The organism is Mycolicibacterium sp. XJ870 (assembly GCF_053483975.1).
In genome coordinates this window covers 1,641,594-1,659,625 of the sequence record NZ_JBEFTI010000001.1, presented here as the reverse complement: position 1 = coordinate 1,659,625, position 18,032 = coordinate 1,641,594, and the positions used below count along the sequence as shown (strand labels likewise).

The 18,032-nt window shown below is 66.0% G+C and carries 21 protein-coding genes; 13 read left to right on the top strand and 8 right to left on the bottom strand.

The window, feature by feature from the left end:
- Positions 1-167: 167 nt before the first annotated feature.
- The 7 genes from ABQF30_RS08305 (at position 168) to ABQF30_RS08275 (ending at position 6,607) form a co-directional block, all read left to right on the top strand.
- Positions 168-1,316: a PucR family transcriptional regulator gene (locus tag ABQF30_RS08305; protein WP_448462304.1), complete on the top strand. Its 1,149-nt coding sequence runs from the start codon at positions 168-170 to the stop codon at positions 1,314-1,316.
- Positions 1,317-1,336: 20 nt separating this feature from the next.
- Positions 1,337-1,756 (top strand): hypothetical protein, encoded by a 420-nt coding sequence (locus tag ABQF30_RS08300; protein WP_448462303.1) that lies wholly within the window; start codon positions 1,337-1,339, stop codon positions 1,754-1,756.
- 134 nt (positions 1,757-1,890) lie between these two features.
- On the top strand, positions 1,891-3,222 hold the full coding sequence (locus ABQF30_RS08295) for a TrkH family potassium uptake protein (protein ID WP_448462302.1): 1,332 nt from the start codon (positions 1,891-1,893) through the stop codon (positions 3,220-3,222).
- Positions 3,215-3,883 (top strand): potassium channel family protein, encoded by a 669-nt coding sequence (locus ABQF30_RS08290; RefSeq protein WP_448462301.1) that lies wholly within the window; start codon positions 3,215-3,217, stop codon positions 3,881-3,883. The genes ABQF30_RS08295 and ABQF30_RS08290 overlap by 8 nt, the downstream gene beginning before the upstream one ends.
- A gap of 130 nt (positions 3,884-4,013) precedes the next feature.
- Positions 4,014-4,469 (top strand): GbsR/MarR family transcriptional regulator, encoded by a 456-nt coding sequence (locus tag ABQF30_RS08285; RefSeq protein WP_448462300.1) that lies wholly within the window; start codon positions 4,014-4,016, stop codon positions 4,467-4,469.
- 20 nt (positions 4,470-4,489) lie between these two features.
- A complete protein-coding gene (locus tag ABQF30_RS08280; protein WP_448462299.1) occupies positions 4,490-5,368 on the top strand; it encodes a class I SAM-dependent methyltransferase in 879 nt (292 codons plus the stop codon).
- A 150-nt stretch (positions 5,369-5,518) separates the two neighbouring features.
- Positions 5,519-6,607, top strand: coding sequence for a GGDEF domain-containing protein (locus ABQF30_RS08275; RefSeq protein ID WP_448462298.1), 1,089 nt, complete (start codon positions 5,519-5,521; stop codon positions 6,605-6,607).
- 11 nt (positions 6,608-6,618) lie between these two features.
- Here the strand turns inward: ABQF30_RS08275 and ABQF30_RS08270 are convergent, their stop codons facing one another.
- Complete coding sequence (locus ABQF30_RS08270; RefSeq protein ID WP_448462297.1) at positions 6,619-7,830, bottom strand: class I SAM-dependent RNA methyltransferase; 1,212 nt, start codon at positions 7,828-7,830, stop codon at positions 6,619-6,621.
- On the bottom strand, positions 7,827-9,830 hold the full coding sequence (locus ABQF30_RS08265; protein WP_448462296.1) for an APC family permease: 2,004 nt from the start codon (positions 9,828-9,830) through the stop codon (positions 7,827-7,829). The genes ABQF30_RS08270 and ABQF30_RS08265 overlap by 4 nt, the downstream gene beginning before the upstream one ends.
- Before the next feature lie 100 nt (positions 9,831-9,930).
- Between ABQF30_RS08265 and ABQF30_RS08260 the strand changes: the two genes are divergently transcribed.
- The gene (locus ABQF30_RS08260; RefSeq protein ID WP_448462295.1) at positions 9,931-10,605 is read left to right on the top strand and encodes a potassium channel family protein; all 675 of its coding nucleotides are present in this window, start codon (positions 9,931-9,933) and stop codon (positions 10,603-10,605) included.
- On the top strand, positions 10,602-11,270 hold the full coding sequence (locus ABQF30_RS08255) for a potassium channel family protein (protein WP_448462294.1): 669 nt from the start codon (positions 10,602-10,604) through the stop codon (positions 11,268-11,270). The genes ABQF30_RS08260 and ABQF30_RS08255 overlap by 4 nt, the downstream gene beginning before the upstream one ends.
- A gap of 10 nt (positions 11,271-11,280) precedes the next feature.
- On the opposite strand, the gene ABQF30_RS08250 is transcribed toward ABQF30_RS08255, so the two are convergent.
- Positions 11,281-11,922, bottom strand: coding sequence for a DUF3159 domain-containing protein (locus tag ABQF30_RS08250; RefSeq protein ID WP_448463536.1), 642 nt, complete (start codon positions 11,920-11,922; stop codon positions 11,281-11,283).
- 56 nt (positions 11,923-11,978) lie between these two features.
- On the bottom strand, positions 11,979-12,350 hold the full coding sequence (locus tag ABQF30_RS08245; RefSeq protein WP_448462293.1) for an OB-fold nucleic acid binding domain-containing protein: 372 nt from the start codon (positions 12,348-12,350) through the stop codon (positions 11,979-11,981).
- Between the two features lie 135 nt (positions 12,351-12,485).
- On the opposite strand from ABQF30_RS08245, the gene ABQF30_RS08240 reads away from it, so the two are divergent.
- Complete coding sequence (locus ABQF30_RS08240) at positions 12,486-13,184, top strand: alpha/beta hydrolase family protein (RefSeq protein ID WP_448462292.1); 699 nt, start codon at positions 12,486-12,488, stop codon at positions 13,182-13,184.
- Between the two features lie 88 nt (positions 13,185-13,272).
- Here the strand turns inward: ABQF30_RS08240 and ABQF30_RS08235 are convergent, their stop codons facing one another.
- Positions 13,273-14,031: a DUF3710 domain-containing protein gene (locus tag ABQF30_RS08235; RefSeq protein ID WP_448462291.1), complete on the bottom strand. Its 759-nt coding sequence runs from the start codon at positions 14,029-14,031 to the stop codon at positions 13,273-13,275.
- Positions 14,031-14,495, bottom strand: coding sequence for a dUTP diphosphatase (gene dut / locus ABQF30_RS08230; protein WP_448462290.1), 465 nt, complete (start codon positions 14,493-14,495; stop codon positions 14,031-14,033). Before dut ends, ABQF30_RS08235 begins: the two co-directional genes overlap by 1 nt.
- A gap of 25 nt (positions 14,496-14,520) precedes the next feature.
- Between dut and ABQF30_RS08225 the strand changes: the two genes are divergently transcribed.
- Positions 14,521-15,000, top strand: a complete 480-nt coding sequence (locus ABQF30_RS08225) for a DUF3093 domain-containing protein (RefSeq protein ID WP_448462289.1) — start codon at positions 14,521-14,523, stop codon at positions 14,998-15,000.
- Between the two features lie 9 nt (positions 15,001-15,009).
- On the opposite strand, the gene ABQF30_RS08220 is transcribed toward ABQF30_RS08225, so the two are convergent.
- The gene (locus ABQF30_RS08220; protein ID WP_448462288.1) at positions 15,010-15,312 is read right to left on the bottom strand and encodes a DUF4193 domain-containing protein; all 303 of its coding nucleotides are present in this window, start codon (positions 15,310-15,312) and stop codon (positions 15,010-15,012) included.
- A gap of 164 nt (positions 15,313-15,476) precedes the next feature.
- On the opposite strand from ABQF30_RS08220, the gene cei reads away from it, so the two are divergent.
- Entirely contained in the window at positions 15,477-16,127 is a 651-nt protein-coding gene (gene cei, locus ABQF30_RS08215; RefSeq protein WP_448462287.1) for an envelope integrity protein Cei, read from the top strand.
- On the opposite strand, the gene ABQF30_RS08210 is transcribed toward cei, so the two are convergent.
- Positions 16,101-16,940 (bottom strand): inositol monophosphatase family protein, encoded by an 840-nt coding sequence (locus ABQF30_RS08210; protein WP_448462286.1) that lies wholly within the window; start codon positions 16,938-16,940, stop codon positions 16,101-16,103. The two genes, cei and ABQF30_RS08210, sit on opposite strands and share 27 nt — an antisense overlap.
- A gap of 157 nt (positions 16,941-17,097) precedes the next feature.
- On the opposite strand from ABQF30_RS08210, the gene ppgK reads away from it, so the two are divergent.
- Positions 17,098-17,889, top strand: coding sequence for a polyphosphate--glucose phosphotransferase (gene ppgK, locus ABQF30_RS08205; protein ID WP_448462285.1), 792 nt, complete (start codon positions 17,098-17,100; stop codon positions 17,887-17,889).
- Positions 17,890-18,032 lie beyond the last annotated feature (143 nt).

The window sequence follows — 18,032 nt, the reverse complement described above, 5'->3', positions numbered from 1 at the left end:
ACGGGGCCCAATGCTCGGCACAGCCCGCGAAAGTCGGGATTCATTGCCGATCGTCGGCAGTTTGCCATGTGAATTTTCCAGTTATTGCCCCGCCAGTGGTGGCGCAGCGCGCAAGCTGGCTGAAGCTCAGGAAAGGGAGAAGGGGGTCAATGGCGCGAAGGAGGCACATGAATTCAGCCGGCCCAGAGCTTCCAAACCTCGCGGCGCTGACCGCACGCACTGGCAAACATGCTCACAGCGCTCCACCGGAGCTGCTGGACGGATATCTGCCCGTGCTTGCGAAGGTCAGCGCGGGAGGCCGGCTTTGCCAAGAGGACCTGCAGGAACGACGCGACGTGGGTGCCCGAGCAGCCGAGCAGGGCGTACCTATGCGCGGGCTCATCGAGCTGTACCTGAGTGCCACCTGGGTTGCTTGGCCGTCGCTGCCCGGAGTACGGGCAGCCGTAGGGACCGATACCCTTCGCGACATCGGGGAGGCGGTCTACCGCGCAGCCGAAGTCGCGGTCATGGCGGTGACAACCGGATACGAGGAGGCGCAGCGCTGGTCTGTCCGCCAGGAGGAGTCGTTTCGGCGAGCATTCGTCGACGACTTGCTCGAGGGCCGCAATCTCGAGACCCTCGCGGAACGAGCCGAACGATATGGGCTGCGGTTGGCGCACAGCCACGTGGTAGTGGCGGTGGCCGGCACACCCCCATTCGTCGACGGCGATCCGGTCACCCGTCAGGTCGAGTCCGCGATGCACTTCGGCCTGACAAGCAGAGACATCCTCGTGACGACCAAGGACGACTTGTTGGTCTGTGTCGCCCCGGACGCGCAGGACGTGCCGAAGAGGTTCGTTGACCGGGTCGTCGAGGCATTGGGCCCGCGCAGCTCTTGGCGAGCGGGTATCGGACGCCCTCAGCGTGGACCCGGCGGCGCCGTTCGATCGTTCGAGCAGGCCCGGCAGGCTCTGGACATCGGTGATCGGCTGCAATTACCCGGTCCCGTGTACTCCGCTTCCGATCTTCTCGTCTACCAGGTGCTGATTCGCGACAGCGCGGCGCTGGCGGATCTCGTCGAGGCGGTGCTCGAGCCGCTGCAGGCGGCGCGAACCGGTCCCGCTGTGCTGCTGGACACCTTGTCCGCGTACTTCATGGCGGGCGGCACCGCGACCTTTGCGGCCCAGCGCCTGCACGTGGGTGTCCGGACGGTCACCTACCGCCTGCAGCGGGTCAAGCAACTTACGGGTTACTCGGTTTACGAGCCGCGACAGAATTTCACGCTGCAGGTCGCCGTGTTCGGGGCGCGGCTTCTCGGCTGGCCCGATTCTTCATGACCGTCACTGTTCCCAGGAGGGTGGCAATCGTCGTCTGGCACGCGGTACTTGGTCCGCTCTTCGTCAGCGCGCCCGTCGCGCTGTCCCGGGTGGGCAAGCGACGCGGCTGGAAGAACGGACGGCCCGGCCCGGCCAATCTCCTTGGCGCGGTACCGATCACAGCCGGCGGCGCGTTGGTCGCGTCGACCGTTGCGTGTCACTATCGCGCTATCCCGAATGGCTGGCGGCTCCAGGCCAAGATCACGCCGGACTACCTGCTGCAGGACGGCCCGTACGCGGTGTCGCGGAATCCGATGTTCATTGGCCAGGCAACGATCTGGGCGGGGTGGGCCGTGCTGTGGCAGTATCCCGGTCTCTGTAGGCTTGGCCGCATTCGTCGGCATCTGGGCGATCGCATCGCCGTTGGAAGAACGGGGCCTGCAGTGGCGCTTTGGTGCTGAATACGACGACTACCGCCGCCGGGTTCCACGGCTGATTCGGCTGCCACGGCGTTAGTTTCCTTCGATGTCGCGCGTTTGCGCAACAGTCCGCAAGGTGCCTCCCCCGGTTGCCGATAGTGGGAGGATGCTCACTCGTGCGCGATTCTCTCCGGCACCCGACGCGACTTGTGCCACTGGCGTTCCTGGTCGCGATTGCGGCAGGCACGGTTTTGCTGATGCTGCCGGTTTCGCGGGCCGGCGAGGGATCGGCGCCACCGATGACCGCGCTGTTCACGTCGACCTCTGCTGTCTGCGTGACCGGGCTGATCGTCGAAGACACGCCGGTGTACTGGTCCGGGTTTGGCCAGGCGGTGATTCTGGGACTGTTCCAGATCGGAGGCTTCGGCATCATGACCGGTGCCACTCTCCTCGGGTTGTTGGTGACTCAGCGGATCCGCCTCCGCGATCGACTTGTCGCGCAACTGGAAACCAAGACCCTCGGTCTCGGCAACGTGACCAGTGTGCTCCGACTCGTACTGCTGGCGACCGTGACAGTCGAGTTGGCAGTCATGGCGATCCTCACTGTGCGGCTCCGGTCCGCCTACCACGAGACCTGGGGTGAGGCCTTGTGGCACGGCATGTTTCAGGCAGTATCGGCTTTCAACAATGCAGGCTTCTCGACGTACTCCGACAGCTTGATGGGGTTCGTGGCTGATCCCCTGGTCGTGATACCGATCATGGCGGCGATCGTGCTGGGCGGGCTGGGCTTTCCCGTGCTCTACGAGCTGCGGCGCGACTTACGGCGGCCATCGCGCTGGTCGGTGCACACCAAGATCACCCTGGCCGCGACGGGCCTACTGCTGGTCGGTGGCTTCGGCGCGATCCTGTGGTCGGAGTGGACCAACCCGGGCACGCTCGGCTCTCTCGGCACCGGTGACAAAATGCTGGCGTCCGCGTTTCACTCCGTCAGCGCGCGGACGGCCGGGTTCAACACGCTCGACGTGGGTGCATTCACCACCGAGACGCTCGTCGTCCACGACGGGCTGATGTTCATCGGTGGCGGCAGCGCCGGCACCGCGGGCGGCATCAAGGTCACGACCTTCTTCCTACTCGCGTTCGTGATCTGGGCTGAAATCCGCGGCGACCCCGACACCAACGCCTTCGGCCGACGTATTCCCGTTGCCGCGCAACGACAGGCACTGACTGTCGCCCTACTGGGCCTCGCGTTCGTAGCACTGGGCACGATGGCCCTGCTGACGCTCACCGACTTCGAACTGTCTGTTGTATTGTTCGAGGCCGCCTCCGCCTTCGCCACCGTCGGACTATCCACCGGCATCACACCCGACCTGCCGGCACCGGCTCAGGGTGTCCTCATCGTGCTGATGTTCGTCGGCCGGGTGGGTAGTATCACCGTCGCCACCGCGCTCGCACTTCGCAGCAGGCAAAGGCTGTACCGTTTCCCCGAGGAGCGTCCGATCGTTGGCTAGGAACACCACGTCCAAAGGCGCCATCGTCGTCATCGGCCTCGGCAGGTTCGGCGGTGCGGTGGCGCAGTCGCTCATCCGTCTGGGACACGAAGTGCTCGCGATCGACGAGAACGCCGACTTGGTGCAGCGCTGGTCGGACAAACTCACCCACGTCGTGCAAGCGGACTCGACCGATAGCGACGCGCTCCGTCAGCTCGGCGTCCAAGACCTCAGGCGTGGCGTGGTCGCCATCGGCACCGATATCGAGGCCAGCGTGCTCACCGTGCTCGCGCTTCACGAACTCGGTGTCGACGAAATCTGGGCGAAGGCGATCACGGCCAAGCATGGCCAGATCCTGGAGCGCACTGGCGCGCATCATGTCGTGTACCCGGAGGCTGCGATGGGCGAACGCGTCGCTCATCTGGTCACCGGGCGAATGATCGACTTCATTGAGTTCGACGACGGATTTGCAATCGCCAAGACCAGCACACCTCGGGAGGCCGTGGGCGCGACGCTCGCCGACTCGGGGTTACGGTCGAAATACGGCATCACCGTCGTCGGGATCAAACGCCCCGGCACCGACTTCACATACGCACGTCCGGAGACGATGGTCGAGCGCGGAGACCTGCTGATCGTGTCCGGCCCCACCAATCTCGTGGAGAAGTTCTCGGCACTGCCATAGCCGGTTCGCTTCGACGTGTAACGAGGTCCGCGATAACCCTTGACGCCGCCCTGGCGTGCTCGATCTGAACAGAGCATTGATTTCAGTTGATAGTGTAATAACTGCAACAACTGAACTAGGATGATTGATCGTGGCAGACGACGATGACGTGCTCGACTGGGTCGAACAGGTCGCCAAATATGTCTGGGATCAGGATCGGATGCCGATGATCGCCGGCAGAATTTTCGCCTGGCTGATGATCTGCGACCCGCCAGAGCAAACCGCAGGTGCGATCACCCGAGCGATCGGTGCCAGCCGGGCGTCACTGACCAACAACCTCCGGCTCCTCAGTGGGACCGGGTTTCTCGAGGAGCGCACCAGACCGGGTGATCGCGCGGTTTACTACCGGGCGGCCCCGCAGGCATTCGATCGGATGATCCAGCGGCAGATCGAGTCGATGACGCAGCTGCGGAGCCTCCTGCAGGGCGGTGAGGAACTGGCCGGGCCTACTGCTCGTGGGCAACGGTTGCGCGACGCGATCGAAGTCTTCACCTGGCTGGAACAGGCATTGGCGGGCGCGCCGCCTCTACCCCATGCGCGCACGTAAATCGATTGGAGGCCAGCGGAATGCGTCGACGCCCATTCAAGGCACGGTCGGCCGATGGGCCGATGTTGTTTCCCGCGTTGGAGATGTACTACCCGCAACGACAACGGATCATTTCGGATGAGTTCGCCACCCGGATGCTGTCGCCCGCCTTGCGGCTGACGGTGCCCGCACTCGGGCGAAAGCCGTTGCGCAACCTGCTCGAAAAGTCACTGAACAAACAGATGCCCGGACTCTGGGGCGGCATGGTGGCACGCAAACGCTACGCGGACGATCAGGTCATGGACGCGCTCGCCGCAGGCATCTCTCAGTTCGTGATCCTTGGCGCGGGATTCGACACCCGCGCATTCCGGCTCATCGCCCCGACCGGCGCCGATGCGTACGAAGTCGATCTACCCGACAACATTGCCAGGAAAAGACAGGTTGTGGAGCGGCTGTTCACCAGGGTGCCCGAGCACGTCAAGCTGGTCCCCGTCGATTTCGAGACCGACGATCTCGCGGATTCCCTTGCGGCACATGGACTGCAGCCGGATCGCGCCACAATGTACATCATCGAAGCGGTCACTCAATACCTCACCGAGGACGCCATTGACCGACTCTTCACCACACTGGCCACTGCGCCGGCGTCCAGCCGGCTGATCTTCACCTACATCCGGCGCGATTTCCTCGACGGTCAGAAGCTGGATGGCTGGGATAAGGCGTACAAGCAGTGGGTCGTCAACGACAGGGTCTGGCAGTTCGGCCTGGCTCCGAACACGGTCGGCGATTTCCTCCAACGGTACGGCTGGACCGAACGCGAGCAGGTCGGTCACGAGGAATACCGCACCTGCTATTTCAAGCCGGCCGGTCGCGACCTTGCGGCCATCGACATCGAACGTTTTGTATCGGCAGTGAAGGACTGAACGCCGCCAAAGCCACGTGAGGAAGATCAGGCGTCCGCCGGTGCGGCCCGTGCCTACGGAATCAGTTGACCGACGCAAAACCTGCAATAGCCCGATCGTGGCGTGATTACGTAGGGTGTTGGGCGGCGTCGATTATTCCGGGGTGCGGATTTGAGTCCATTTGATCACTACTACGGGCGCACGGCCCTGCTGGCGATGCAGGGGCAGCGCACCAGGATGCGCCGACTCGTCGCTCTCACGATCACCTGTGTGAGCGGGGTACCGCTCCTCCTGATCTTCACTCCCGCTGGCCCAGCAGGCACGTTGCGGTATGCCGCGGTCGCGGTGAGCGCCTGCGGCCTGATCATGGCCTGGTGGTGGTGGCGTCGACAATGGCCCAGCAGAACCCAGTCCTGGCTGGTCGTGTCGATCGGCACAGTCGCCATCGCAGCGGTCTGCGCCATGATGGCCAACCCCGTGGTGGGTTTGCTGAGCGCTGCCGTGCTCAGCCTCGTCACCAATTACGCGGCGTTTCTGCACAGCCGGCGAGTGCTGGCGTTGTCGTGGCTGGCCGCCGGGATCGTCGTCACAGCACTCGCCGCACGGGTCGCCGCCACCGATATCGCGCTGGCTGTGTGTGGTGCCGCGATGGCAATGCTCGTCATCGTGTCCACCTCGGCGATGTGCCGGCTGGCCGTAGAGCTACTCGAACATGACAACGTCCAGCACCCGAACGAGATCGATCCGCTGACCGGGCTGCTCAACCGTGAAGCCTTCGACATCCATGCCGCCACGATGGTGGGCTCGCACAGCCGCCACGATGACCAGTACCTCGTCATCGTGGCCGTCGGCATCGACGACATGCCCCTGCTGAGCGATATGGACGGCACCCACAGCACCTTCCATGCGCGGGTCGCGGTCGGGCAGGCGATGCGCGAAACAGTGCGTCACCGGGTGCCGCTGGCACACGTCTCCGACAGTGAATTCCTGATCGCCGACGTATTCAAGACCAACGACCCCTCGCCCCTGGTGGACCGGATCAGGATCGCGATCAGCACCACCCCCATGCGGCTGACGGCAAGCATCGGCACCGCCTGCAGTCCGCTGCGCCCGCTGATCGAATTGCCCGTCGAGCAGGTGATCGACGCCCTTATCGACCTGGCCGTCCGCGCGATGAACCAGTCCAGGGCGGCGGGCGGCAACCAGACCACCTACGCGCACTACCCCACCCCGACCATCGGCCCCAACAATCAGGACTGAGCACCGAGGCTCTATCGCGTCAGCACCGCAACGCACTCAACGTGATGGGTGAGCGGGAACGAGTCGTACACCCGAAGCTCCTCCACCGCGTACCCGTGCCGCAAGTACAGTCCGACGTCGCGCGCGAAAGATGCCGCCTCACATCCGATGTGGATGATTCTCGGCACATCCGCAGCGGCAAGCTGGTCGATGACCTCACGACCCGCCCCGGTTCGCGGCGGATCCAACACGGCGACGTCAGCGCGCCCGTCCTGCGTGGACAGCGCCCGGCGCACCGAGTCGGTGACCACCGAGACCCAGGGCAGGTCGGCCAGCGCGGCGCGGGCCGAGCGGGATGCGCCGCGTGACGTGTCGACGGTGACGACGCGACCGTTCTCCCCCACGCCTTCGGCCAGAGCCGCAGCGAAAACCCCTGCACCGCCGTACAAATCCCACGCCGTCATACCGGGCTGCAGCTGCGCCCAGCCGGCGACCAGCTCGCTGTACAGCCCCGCCGCGTCCCGGTGCGCCTGCCAGAACGCCGTCACCGGCACGCGCCACACCCGCGACCCGACGCGTTGCACCGCTTCGTAGTTGCCCTCGACGACCCGGGTCGGGCTCTTGCGCCCGCTCTTGGGCCCTGACTGCACCACGTGCCTGACCCCGTCGGAGTCCAGCGCTACGTGTAGCTGCGCTCCGCCGGCCCAACTGACTTCGGCGAGCCCGTCGACCAGACCGTCCGGCAACTGCGCACAGTCGAGATCGGTGACCAACTCGGCGCTGTGATAACGGTGAAACCCGGCGCGGCCGTCCGGGGTGGTGTCCAGCCGCACCCTGGTGCGCCAACCGGTGGTACCGGACGCACCGACGGCTTCGGCACGCGCGGCATCCTCGTCGCACCACTGAAACCCGCCGAGCCGCGCCAACTGGTTGGCGACAACGGCACCCTTGAGCCGGCGCGCCGCCTCCGGTTCGGCGAATGCCAGATCACAGCACCCCGCCCCGTCCACTCCGGCAATCGGACACTGAGACTCCACCCGGTCCGGGGAGGGTTCCAACACTTCGAGAACCTCTGCGTGCCAATATGATCCGCGCTCATCATTCACGCGCACCCGTACTGTCTCACCGGGCAGGGCATAGCGGACGAACACCACCCGGCCCTCGTGCCGGGCCACGCAACTGCCACCGTTGGCCGCGGGCCCGGTGGTGAGGGTCAACTGGGTTGGCTGGATCAACTCGGTCATTCCAGGAATCCTCTGCGTGCATCGCCCGGTGCAGACTGAGGTTGCAGCGCTTTGAGCCGCTCCGACGAGGTGAGCTGCCAGGGCACCGATGTCACCATGACATTCGGCATGAACAAGAGCCGGCCCTTGAGCCGCAGTGCACTCTGGTTGTGCAGCACCTGCTCCCACCAGTGCCCGACGACGTATTCGGGGATGAACACCGTGACCACTGTCCGCGGCGACTCCTTGGTGACCCGCTTGACGTAATCGAGGACCGGGCGGGTGATTTCGCGGTACGGCGATGCAATCACCTTGAGCGGCACGCTGATATCGCTGTCCTCCCACTGGTGAACCAGAGCGCGGGTCTCGGCGTCGTCGACACTGACGGTGATCGCCTCCAGCACATCGGGACGGGTGGCACGCGCGTAGGCCAGCGCCCGCTTGGTCGGCAGATGCAATTTGGACACCAGGACCACCGCGTGGTTACGGCTCGGCAGCACGATGTCACCCGCCTCGCCGTCCTGGGCATCGAGTTCGCGTGCGACGGTGTCGTAGTGCTTGCGGATGAGCTTCATGAGCACGAACAGTCCGCCCATCGCCAGGATCGCGATCCACGCCCCGGCGACGAACTTCGTCACCACCACCACGACGAGCACGGACCCGGTCGCCGTGAGACCGACCGAGTTGATCACCCGCGAGCGCATCATGCGCCGACGGACCGCGGGGTCGGTTTCCGTGCGCAGCAGCCGGGTCCAGTGCCGCACCATGCCGATCTGGCTGAGCGTGAACGATACGAACACGCCGACGATGTAGAGCTGGATCAGGGCGGTCACCTCGGCCCGGAATGCGACGACGAATGCAATCGCCGCGAGCGCCAGGAACAGGATTCCGTTGGAGAACGCCAACCGGTCACCACGGGTGTGCAACTGCCGCGGCAGGAACCGGTCCTGGGCCAGAATCGATCCCAGCACGGGAAAGCCGTTGAATGCCGTGTTGGCGGCCAGTACCAGGATCAGCGCGGTCACGCCGGCGATGAGGAAAAGGCCCACGGGGAAGTCGTGGAACACCGCGTCGGCCAGCTGGGCGACGAGCGTCTTCTGGTGGTAGTCGGGCGGCGCGCCGACAAGCTGTTCATGCGGGCGCTCGGCTATCTGCACCCCGGTCGCCTTGGCCAGCATGATCATGCCCATGAAGAGGGTGACCGCGATGACGCCGAGCAACAACAGGGTGGTGGCTGCGTTGCGCGACTTGGGTTTCCGGAACGCTGGGACACCGTTGCTGATGGCTTCGACACCGGTCAGCGCCGCCGAACCGGACGAGAACGCCCGCGCCACCAGGAACACCAGCGCGAAGCCGAGCACGTCGCCGTGTTCGGAATGCATCTCGAAACCGGCCGACTCGGCGCGCAGCGGTTGATCCAACACATAAATCTGGAACAGGCCCCAGCCCAACATGGTGAACATGCCAATCATGAACGCGTAGGTGGGGATTGCGAATGCGGTGCCGGATTCCCGGATGCCGCGCAGGTTGATCGATGCCAACACCAGAATCGCGATGACGGCGAAGATCACCTTGTGCTGTGCGACAAACGGCACTGCCGAGCCGATGTTCGACATTGCCGAGGACATCGACACCGCTACGGTCAATACGTAGTCCACCAGGAGCGCGCTCGCCACCGTCAGGCCCGCCGTCGGCCCGAGATTGGTGGTGACCACCTCGTAGTCACCACCACCCGAAGGGTACGCATGCACATTCTGCCGATAGCTGGCGATCACGATGAGCATCACACCGGCGACGGCCAGGCCGATCCACGGCGCCATCGCGTAGGCGCTCAGCCCGGCCACCGAGAGCACCAGGAAGATTTCTTCCGGCGCGTACGCGACCGATGACATCGCATCCGAGGCGAAGACGGGCAGCGCGATCCGCTTGGGCAGCAACGTGTGGGACAGCTTGTCACTGCGGAACGGTCGCCCCAGGACCAGTCGGCGTGCTGCGGTCGAAAGCTTGGACACGAGTGCCAAGAGTAAGCCCGAACACGAATGGCCGTCACAAAGCTGTAGCGTTCGTCAGTGCACAAGTTGAGATAGCTTGAATCTTTCTGCCGCCGGAAAGGAACGTCTGGTGCGTGTAGTCGTCATGGGATGCGGCCGGGTGGGCGCATCGCTCGCAGACAGCCTGGCCAGAATCGGCCACGACGTCGCGATCATCGACAGGGACAGCACGGCATTTCACCGGTTGTCCCCAGAGTTCCCCGGCGAACGCGTGCTGGGCATGGGGTTCGACCGCGACGTGCTGCTGCGCTCCGGAATCGAAGAGGCGGGCGCCTTCGCGGCGGTGTCCTCCGGCGACAACTCGAACATCATCTCCGCGCGCGTGGCCCGAGAGACCTTCGGCGTCGAACGTGTCGTCGCGCGCATCTACGACGCCAAACGTGCGGCCGTGTACGAGCGGCTCGGCATCCCGACGGTGGCGACCGTGCCGTGGACCACCGACCGCCTGCTCAATGTGCTGACACGGGAAACCGAGACCACCAAATGGCGTGACCCGACGGGCAGTGTCGGGGTCGCCGAGATTCCGCTCCACGAGAATTGGGCCGGGCATCGAATCACCGACCTGGAGGCCGCCACTCGCGGGCGGGTGGCTTTCATGATCCGGTTCGGCACGGGTCTTCTGCCCGACGCCAAAACCGTCATCCAAGCCGGCGACCAGGTGTACGTGGCCGCGGTTTCCGGCCACATCGCCGAGGCGCTGGCCATCGGGGCGCTGCCGCCCAGCGACGACCTGGAGTCCAAATGAAAGTCGCCATCGCCGGTGCCGGTGCCGTCGGTCGCTCCATCGCCCGCGAACTGCTCGAAAACAATCACGAGGTGACGCTGCTGGAACGCAACCTCGGCCACATCGACGTCGACGCCATTCCGGCGGCGCACTGGCGGCTCGGCGACGCCTGCGAACTGACGCTGCTGGAGTCGGTGCGGCTGGAGGAATTCGACGTCGTGATCGCCGCCACCGGTGATGACAAGGTCAACGTCGTCGTCAGTCTGCTGGCCAAGACCGAGTTCGCGGTGCCTCGGGTAGTGGCGCGGGTCAACGATCCCCGCAATGAGTGGCTGTTCGACGAGAATTGGGGCGTCGACGTCGCGGTGTCGACACCGCGCATGCTGGCCTCACTGGTCGAGGAGGCCGTCGCGGTCGGCGACCTGGTGCGGCTCATGGAGTTCCGGAAGGGACAGGCCAACCTGGTGGAGATCACCCTGCCCGAGGACACGCCGTGGGGCGGCCGACCGGTCAAGCGCCTCGAACTGCCCCGCGACGTCGCTCTGGTGACGATCCTGCGGGGTGCCCGGGTGATCGTGCCGGAAGGCGATGAACCCCTGGAGGGCGGCGATGAGCTGCTGTTCGTGGCAGTCACGGAGGTCGAAGACGAACTGCGGGAGCGGCTCCTGCACCCGGCGACACGCTGAGCGCCGTCGGTCAGTCGACGGTTCGCGCCACCTCATGCGCGTGCAGCGCACGCTGTGCGGTGCGGATGGCCAGATAGGTCACCAGTGCGGCGACCGCGGTCAGTGGCCAGCCCATCGCGATGCGGGCCACACCCAGCCAGTTGGTCTCGTCAGAGTCGTACAGGTACTCCTGTACGACGAACCTTGAGGCGAACACCACCACCCAGGTCATTGTGGCGATGTCGAACGCCACTACCGCCTTGCGCACATCGCGCCACGCCCGGTCATGGGAATTCACCCAGCCCCAGACGTACCCGACCACGGGCCTGCGGATCAGCACCGAGACGCCGAACACCACCGCCCACAACAGCGACGTCCAGATGCCAAGCAGGAAATAGCCTTTCGACTCCCCCACCAGATAGGCGATCAGCGCGCTGACCCCGACGGCAAAGAAGCCGGAAATCGCGGGCTGCACGGTGTCGCGGCGGATCAGCCGCCAGATGAGGATGAGGGTCGCCACCCCGAGCGCAGCCGCAATGGCGGGCATCATGCCGAACGCCGACGACACCGGCACGAACACGACGACCGGCAGCGACGAGTAGATGAGGCCGCTGACTCCGCCCATCTGGTCGAGCACGGCCTGGCCACCGCCACGCGACGGGGCAGGGGTCAGCTCCGACTCACTCGCGGCGGGTTGAGGTGCGCTGCCTGCGTTCTTTTCGGCGTGGCTCACTTCTGAATTTCGTAGTGAGGGTTGTAGATCGCTTTGGTGCCGTTCTCCAGCTTGCCGACACGGCCGTGCACCCGCAGGGTCCGGCCCGAGTCGATGCCGGGGATGCGGCGCTGCCCGAGCCACACCAGCATCACCGTGTCCGTCCCATCGAACAGCTCCGCTTTGACGCCGCCGGAACAGCCCTTGCCGTTACATTCGACACTGCGCAGGGTCCCGACCATGGTCACTTCCTGGCCGCGCTGGCAGTTGATCGCCTTCTGCGCGCCGGTGTTGGCCGCTTCGTCACTGAGCTGTTCGACATCGAGCTGCTCGGGGTCCTCCGTCAGGCGTCGCGTGAGCCGGCGCAAATACCCTTCGGCCGTAGCCATGGCGCTCTCCTGACCTTCCGCGGATCCACCGTGGATCCACCCAACCAACGCCACGGTAGACCTCTTATTCGACGAATGCCACGTGGGGTGTATGTCGGCACGCCGATGATTTGACGGGCCAGGCACGATCATGTGATGGGCGTCATCCTGCGCGGTGTCACAACCGTTCTGCTTGCCGGTACCGGGTCCGACGACGACTACGTCTACCGGGCGTTTTCCACCGCTCTGCACGAGGTCAACGCCGTGGTGGTGACTCCGTCGCCCCAACCGGGCCGACTGATCGCCGGGTACGTGGAGGCTCTCGACAACGCGGCCCGGTCAGGGCCCATCGCGGTCGGCGGCGTGTCGATCGGCGCAGTGGTGGCCACCAGGTGGGCGCTTGCACACCCCAGCCTGGCCGTCGCTGTGCTGGCCGCTCTGCCCCCATGGATGGGATCCCCCCAGCACGCCCCCGCGGCGTTGCTGGCGCGCCAATCCGCCCACCTGCTGCGCCGGGACGGGCTTGCGGGGGCCGTCGCACAGATGCGGGAGTCCAGCCCGCCGTGGCTGGCCGACGAACTGACGCGCTCGTGGGTAGGCCAGTGGCCCACCTTGCCCGACGCGATGGATGAGGCGGCCGGCTACCACGCGCCGAGCTGCGCCGAACTGGAGCGGCTCGCCGTGCCGATGGGGGTGGCCGTGGCGACCGACGACCCGGTACACCCCGCGGAAGTCGGATTCGAGTGGGTCGCCGCTGCGCCGCGTGCGGCACTGCGCAGCGTCACCCTGGAACAGATGGGCGTCGACACCGGCGTGCTGGGTGCGGCGTGTCTCGCCGCGCTGCAGGAGGTCTGAGGGCGCCGCAGGGCCGCGCATCCCTGAGATCAACGCAATGGTCGCTCCGCCGCGGCGGCGCCAGCCATACCGTTGATCTCGGCGTGATCTACCCGCCCGTGATGGTGCGGAGCTGCTGCATCGCCGAACCCTGCGCACTGCGCCGGGCCACCGGCTCCGCGGCTGGCTGTTGCGTCTCCGGCTGGGGCTGCTGGGCCTGCTGTGCGGCAGCCTCCGCCGCGGCCCGCAATTGGGCGGCCATTGGCTCCGGCAATTGCACCTGCAACGGCGTCCGGACCGGCATCGGTGTGTCACCGCGCCGAATCACCGTGTCCGCCAAAGATGTCCGGGCCTCGTCAGTGAGTGCGTCGATCGTCTCGGGCACCCCGTTGACGACGCAGCGCACCATCCACCGATAGCCGTCGACGCCGATGAACCGCACCACGCCGCCGTTGCCGACACCCACCACCTCGCGGCCCCACGGCCCGTCCTGAATGCTCACCGAGGTGGCGTCCTTGCGCAGCGAGTCCGCCAGTTCACCGGCCACCTCACGCCACAGCCCGGACGTTTTCGGCGCGGCATAGGCGGCAATGGTGAATCGGCCGTTGGGGGTCACCACCCACACGGCGCTGGGCGCTCCGGCCTCGTTCAGCTCCACCTGGACCTGTCCGCCGTCGGGCATCGGGATCAGGACTGAGCCCAGATCCAGCCGGCCCTGGGCCGCGACCGTCGCGTCGTCGAAGTCCTCGATGTCGAATGGGCCGTCGACCTCCGCATCCGCGGCTGCCGTCGCAGCAGGCTCGGCCGAGGGCTCAGCACCGGCCTTCTTGTCATCTGTGTCGTTGTTCTTGCGTTTTCCGAATGCCATCACAAACTCGCATGTCCGCCGGAGGAACCGTGGCCACCAGCGCCACGGGTGGTGTCAGCCAGGCCGGCCTCGTCGAAAGAGGTCACCTCGACCAGTTCGGGCAGTTCTACCCGCTGCACCAGCAGCTGGGCAATCCGGTCACCACGGTTCACCACGATCGGTGTGTCCGGGTCGAGGTTGATCAGGGAAATCTTGATCTCACCGCGGTAGCCGGCGTCGATCGTGCCCGGACTGTTGACGATCGAAAGCCCCACCCGCGCAGCCAAACCTGACCGCGGGTGGACCAAGCCCACCATTCCGTACGGAATGGCGACCGCAACCCCGGTTCCCACCAGCGCCCGCTGTCCCGGGCCAAGTTCGACATCGTGCGCGCTGTAAAGGTCGACGCCCGCGTCGCCATCGTGGGCCCGGCTGGGCATCGGGAGGTCGCGGTCCAATCGGACGACCGCCAGAGAGTTGGACACGACGTCACAGATTACTCTGAGCCGCGTGTCTGACACGCGCGCAACCACCCAAACCGTGCGTTATCGCGAACGGTTGTGGGTGCCATGGTGGTGGACCATGCCCGCAGCGGGGCTGGCGGCCCTGATCGCCCTCGAGGTCGGCCAAGGGGTCCCTGGAGTACCGATGTGGTTGCCGTTCGCGGTGCTGCTGCCGGTCGCTGCGGCCGTGCTGATGTGGTTCAGCAAGACCGAGTTGCGCGTGGTGGGCGCGACAGCCGGCGAAACCGAGGTCTGGGTCGGTGCTGCGCACCTGCCGTCCAGCGCGATCGCCCGCACCGCCGAGGTGCCGCGGTCGGCCAAATCGGCCGCGCTGGGCCGTCAGCTGGATCCGGCCGCATACGTGGTGCACCGGGCCTGGGTCGGCCCGATGGTTCTGGTCGTACTCGACGATCCGGACGATCCCACCCCGTACTGGCTGATCAGTACCCGTCATCCGGACCGCTTGCTCGCGGCGCTGCGCGACTGAGCAGTTCGCTCAGGCCGCGCAGTCCGTGCAGATCATCACGCCGTTCTTCTCGCTCGCCAGCCGGCTGCGGTGATGCACCAAGAAGCAGCTGGAGCACGTGAACTCGTCAGCCTGCTTCGGAACCACCCGCACGGACAGCTCTTCGCCGGACAGATCCGCACCCGGCAACTCGAAAGACTCGGCGGTCTCGGTTTCGTCGACGTCAACCACGGCGGATTGCGCCTCGTTGCGTCGTGCTTTGAGCTCCTCGAGCGAGTCCTCGGAAACGTCGTCAGTCTCGGTGCGCCGCGGGGCGTCGTAGTCGGTAGCCATCGTCCTGTCCCCTCCCTAACCTTGCAGCAGAGCTTTGTACCAGCGTCGAACGCATTCCCCAAATGATTCGTGCCCTTATTGCCACACGTTTCAGTGTGATTTACATCACACTGGTGTCTGAGCTCTGACGCAGCAGATTGCCGCCGTGGCCTTAGAGTGCAGGGGTGGTCGCGCAAATCACCGAAGGCACCGCTTTCGACCGACATGGTCGCCCGTTCCGTCGGCGTAACTTTGTCCCCGGCATCGTGTTGTTCATCGCACTTGCCGTGGTGACGTTGATGGTGTGGATCATCGCGCTCAACCAGCCCGCCGACGTACACGAGGCGACGGTGTGCAACGCCCCGCCGCCGGCGGCCGACCCGGCAACCCCCAAACTGGGCGAGCAGGTGGCCCGCTCGGCCATGACGGAGGTCTCCCCCGCCCCGCTTGCCGAGGCCAAGATCCGAGTGCTCAACGCCAGCGGGCAGGGCGGTCAGGCCGGTGAGATCGCCGGCGAGCTGCGCGACCTGGGCTTCGCCCAACCCGAAGCCTCCAACGACCCGATCTACTCCAGCGCGCGTCTGGAATGTCAGGGTCAGATCCGGTTCGGCCCCACCGGCCGTGCGGCGGCGGCAGCCGTGTGGCTGGTGGCGCCGTGCACCGAGCTGTTCCAGGACGAAAGGCCGGACGCCACCGTCGATCTCGCCCTGGGCACCGAGTTCTCCGAGCTCGCCAGCAGCGACGACATCAACGCCGCGCTGGCGGGCCTGCGCCCGGACGCCACCGCCCCCGCGGACCCCGAGCTGCTGTCAAAGATCCATACCGGCGCCTGCTAGCGCCTCGCGCAAGGCCTCCGCGATGCCCGGCGCCGCGGCAATCACCCGGCCTGCACCCGAATTCGTCGGCAGCCACATCGTGGCCCCGGCCTCGGCGGCGATCAACGCCGCCGCCGCCCAGTCCCACACGTGCACCCCGTCCTCGTAGTAGGCATCCAACTGACCAGCGGCGACCATGCACAAGTCGAGTGCGCACGAGCCGAACCTCCGCATGTCGCGCACCCTGGGCAGCACATGTGCCAGCACCTGGGCCTGACGCAGCCGGTGCTCGGGCGAATAGGAGAAGCCGGTTCCGAGTAACGCCATGCTCAGGTCTTGGGCGGCACTGCACCGCAGTGGTGCGCTGAGGCCGTCCTGTCGCACGTGGGCGCCCTGACCCAGCGCCGCGGAGTACACCGCACCGGCAGGCACGTTCGCCACCGCGCCGGCCACCGACTTCCCGTCCTCTTGGACGGCGATCGACACCGCGTATGCGGCAATCCCGTAGACGAAGTTGACCGTCCCGTCGATCGGGTCGATCACCCAGCTCAGGCCCGTCCGCCCGTCCTGTCGGCCACCCTCCTCCTCGCCGAGCACGTGTTCCCCCGGCCGTAACACCGCCAGGCGCTCGCGCAGCCACCGCTCGGTCTCGGTGTCGACGATCGTCACAGGGTCGGTTGGCGTGCTCTTGGATCGAACGGGACGGACGTCACCTGAACCCGAGCCGGCTCCGAACACCTCGGCGCGACGGCGTCGGACGAATTCTGCGGCTTCTGTCGCCAATTGCTCGGCCACGGCACGCAGCCCGGCCGGATCCGTGCTGTTTTCGATCATCTGTCCATCGCAGCATGCCCACGCAGAAAAGTCGCTCGGTGGGACGCAAGACCACACGCATAAGCGTTTTCGAACAACTAGGGTGAGGCGCGTCGCCCTGGTTTGGCCCTCAGCCTGTCCGAGACTCGGCCTTCGCCTGTCCTGCAAAGGAGCATCCATGACCGCACCCGACGATCCCGAGCTTGCCACCCAGCGCCGCGGATTTGGCGTCGACGTAGGCGGCAGCGGCGTCAAGGGTGGCATCGTCGACCTCGACACCGGCCAGCTGATCGGTGAGCGGTTCAAGCTCGACACGCCGCAGCCGTCCACCCCCGACGCGGTCGCGAAAACGGTGGCCGCCGTGGTGCGGGAATTCGGCTGGACCGACAAAGTGGGCGTCACTTACCCCGGCGTGGTGACCGGAGGCACGGTCCGCACCGCGGCCAATGTCGACAAGAGCTGGATCGGCGTCAACGCGGTCGAGGTCATCAGCTCGGCGCTCGACGGGCAGACAGTCACCGTCCTCAACGACGCCGACGCGGCCGGACTGGCCGAGGAACGATTCGGCGCGGGCAAGGACAACACCGGCGTGATCGTGCTCCTGACCTTCGGGACCGGCATCGGCTCCGCGGTGATCCATAACGGTGTTCTGTTGCCCAACACCGAGTTTGGACATTTGCAGGTCGACGGTAAGGAAGCCGAGCACCGGGCCGCCTCCTCGGTCAAGGAGCGCAAGGACTGGAGTTACGAGCGCTGGAGCGAAGAGGTGACCAAAGTGTTGGTGGTGATCGAGAACGCCATCTGGCCGGATCTGTTCATCGCCGGGGGCGGCATCAGCCGAAAGTCCGACAAGTGGGTGCCGCTGCTCAAGAACCGAACCCCGGTGGTCGCCGCCGCGCTGCAGAACAGCGCAGGCATCGTGGGGGCCGCCATGGCATCGGTCGTCGACGTCAAAGCCACTGCGCCATAGCAGGCCGATACCGTCCGCCGCACCCGAAATTTGCCGCTCGGCACGGTGAAAGCACACACTGTCGTTACAATGGTTGTCGGCGGCCGCCTACCGAATAGCGGCGAGTATCCCAGCCGATCAGAACGCCAACATTCGACAGCCGA

What these genes read in the sequence shown, in the direction of transcription:
- ABQF30_RS08220 (WP_448462288.1), bottom strand. Translation starts at nt 15,312, where the DNA reads ATGGCTACCGACTACGACGCCCCGCGGCGCACCGAGACTGACGACGTT.
- ppgK (WP_448462285.1), top strand. Translation starts at nt 17,098, where the DNA reads ATGACCGCACCCGACGATCCCGAGCTTGCCACCCAGCGCCGCGGATTT.
- ABQF30_RS08255 (WP_448462294.1), top strand. Translation starts at nt 10,602, where the DNA reads ATGAAAGTCGCCATCGCCGGTGCCGGTGCCGTCGGTCGCTCCATCGCC.
- ABQF30_RS08240 (WP_448462292.1), top strand. Translation starts at nt 12,486, where the DNA reads ATGGGCGTCATCCTGCGCGGTGTCACAACCGTTCTGCTTGCCGGTACC.
- ABQF30_RS08280 (WP_448462299.1), top strand. Translation starts at nt 4,490, where the DNA reads ATGCGTCGACGCCCATTCAAGGCACGGTCGGCCGATGGGCCGATGTTG.
- ABQF30_RS08210 (WP_448462286.1), bottom strand. Translation starts at nt 16,940, where the DNA reads ATGATCGAAAACAGCACGGATCCGGCCGGGCTGCGTGCCGTGGCCGAG.
- ABQF30_RS08235 (WP_448462291.1), bottom strand. Translation starts at nt 14,031, where the DNA reads ATGGCATTCGGAAAACGCAAGAACAACGACACAGATGACAAGAAGGCC.
- ABQF30_RS08305 (WP_448462304.1), top strand. Translation starts at nt 168, where the DNA reads ATGAATTCAGCCGGCCCAGAGCTTCCAAACCTCGCGGCGCTGACCGCA.
- ABQF30_RS08270 (WP_448462297.1), bottom strand. Translation starts at nt 7,830, where the DNA reads ATGACCGAGTTGATCCAGCCAACCCAGTTGACCCTCACCACCGGGCCC.
- ABQF30_RS08245 (WP_448462293.1), bottom strand. Translation starts at nt 12,350, where the DNA reads ATGGCTACGGCCGAAGGGTATTTGCGCCGGCTCACGCGACGCCTGACG.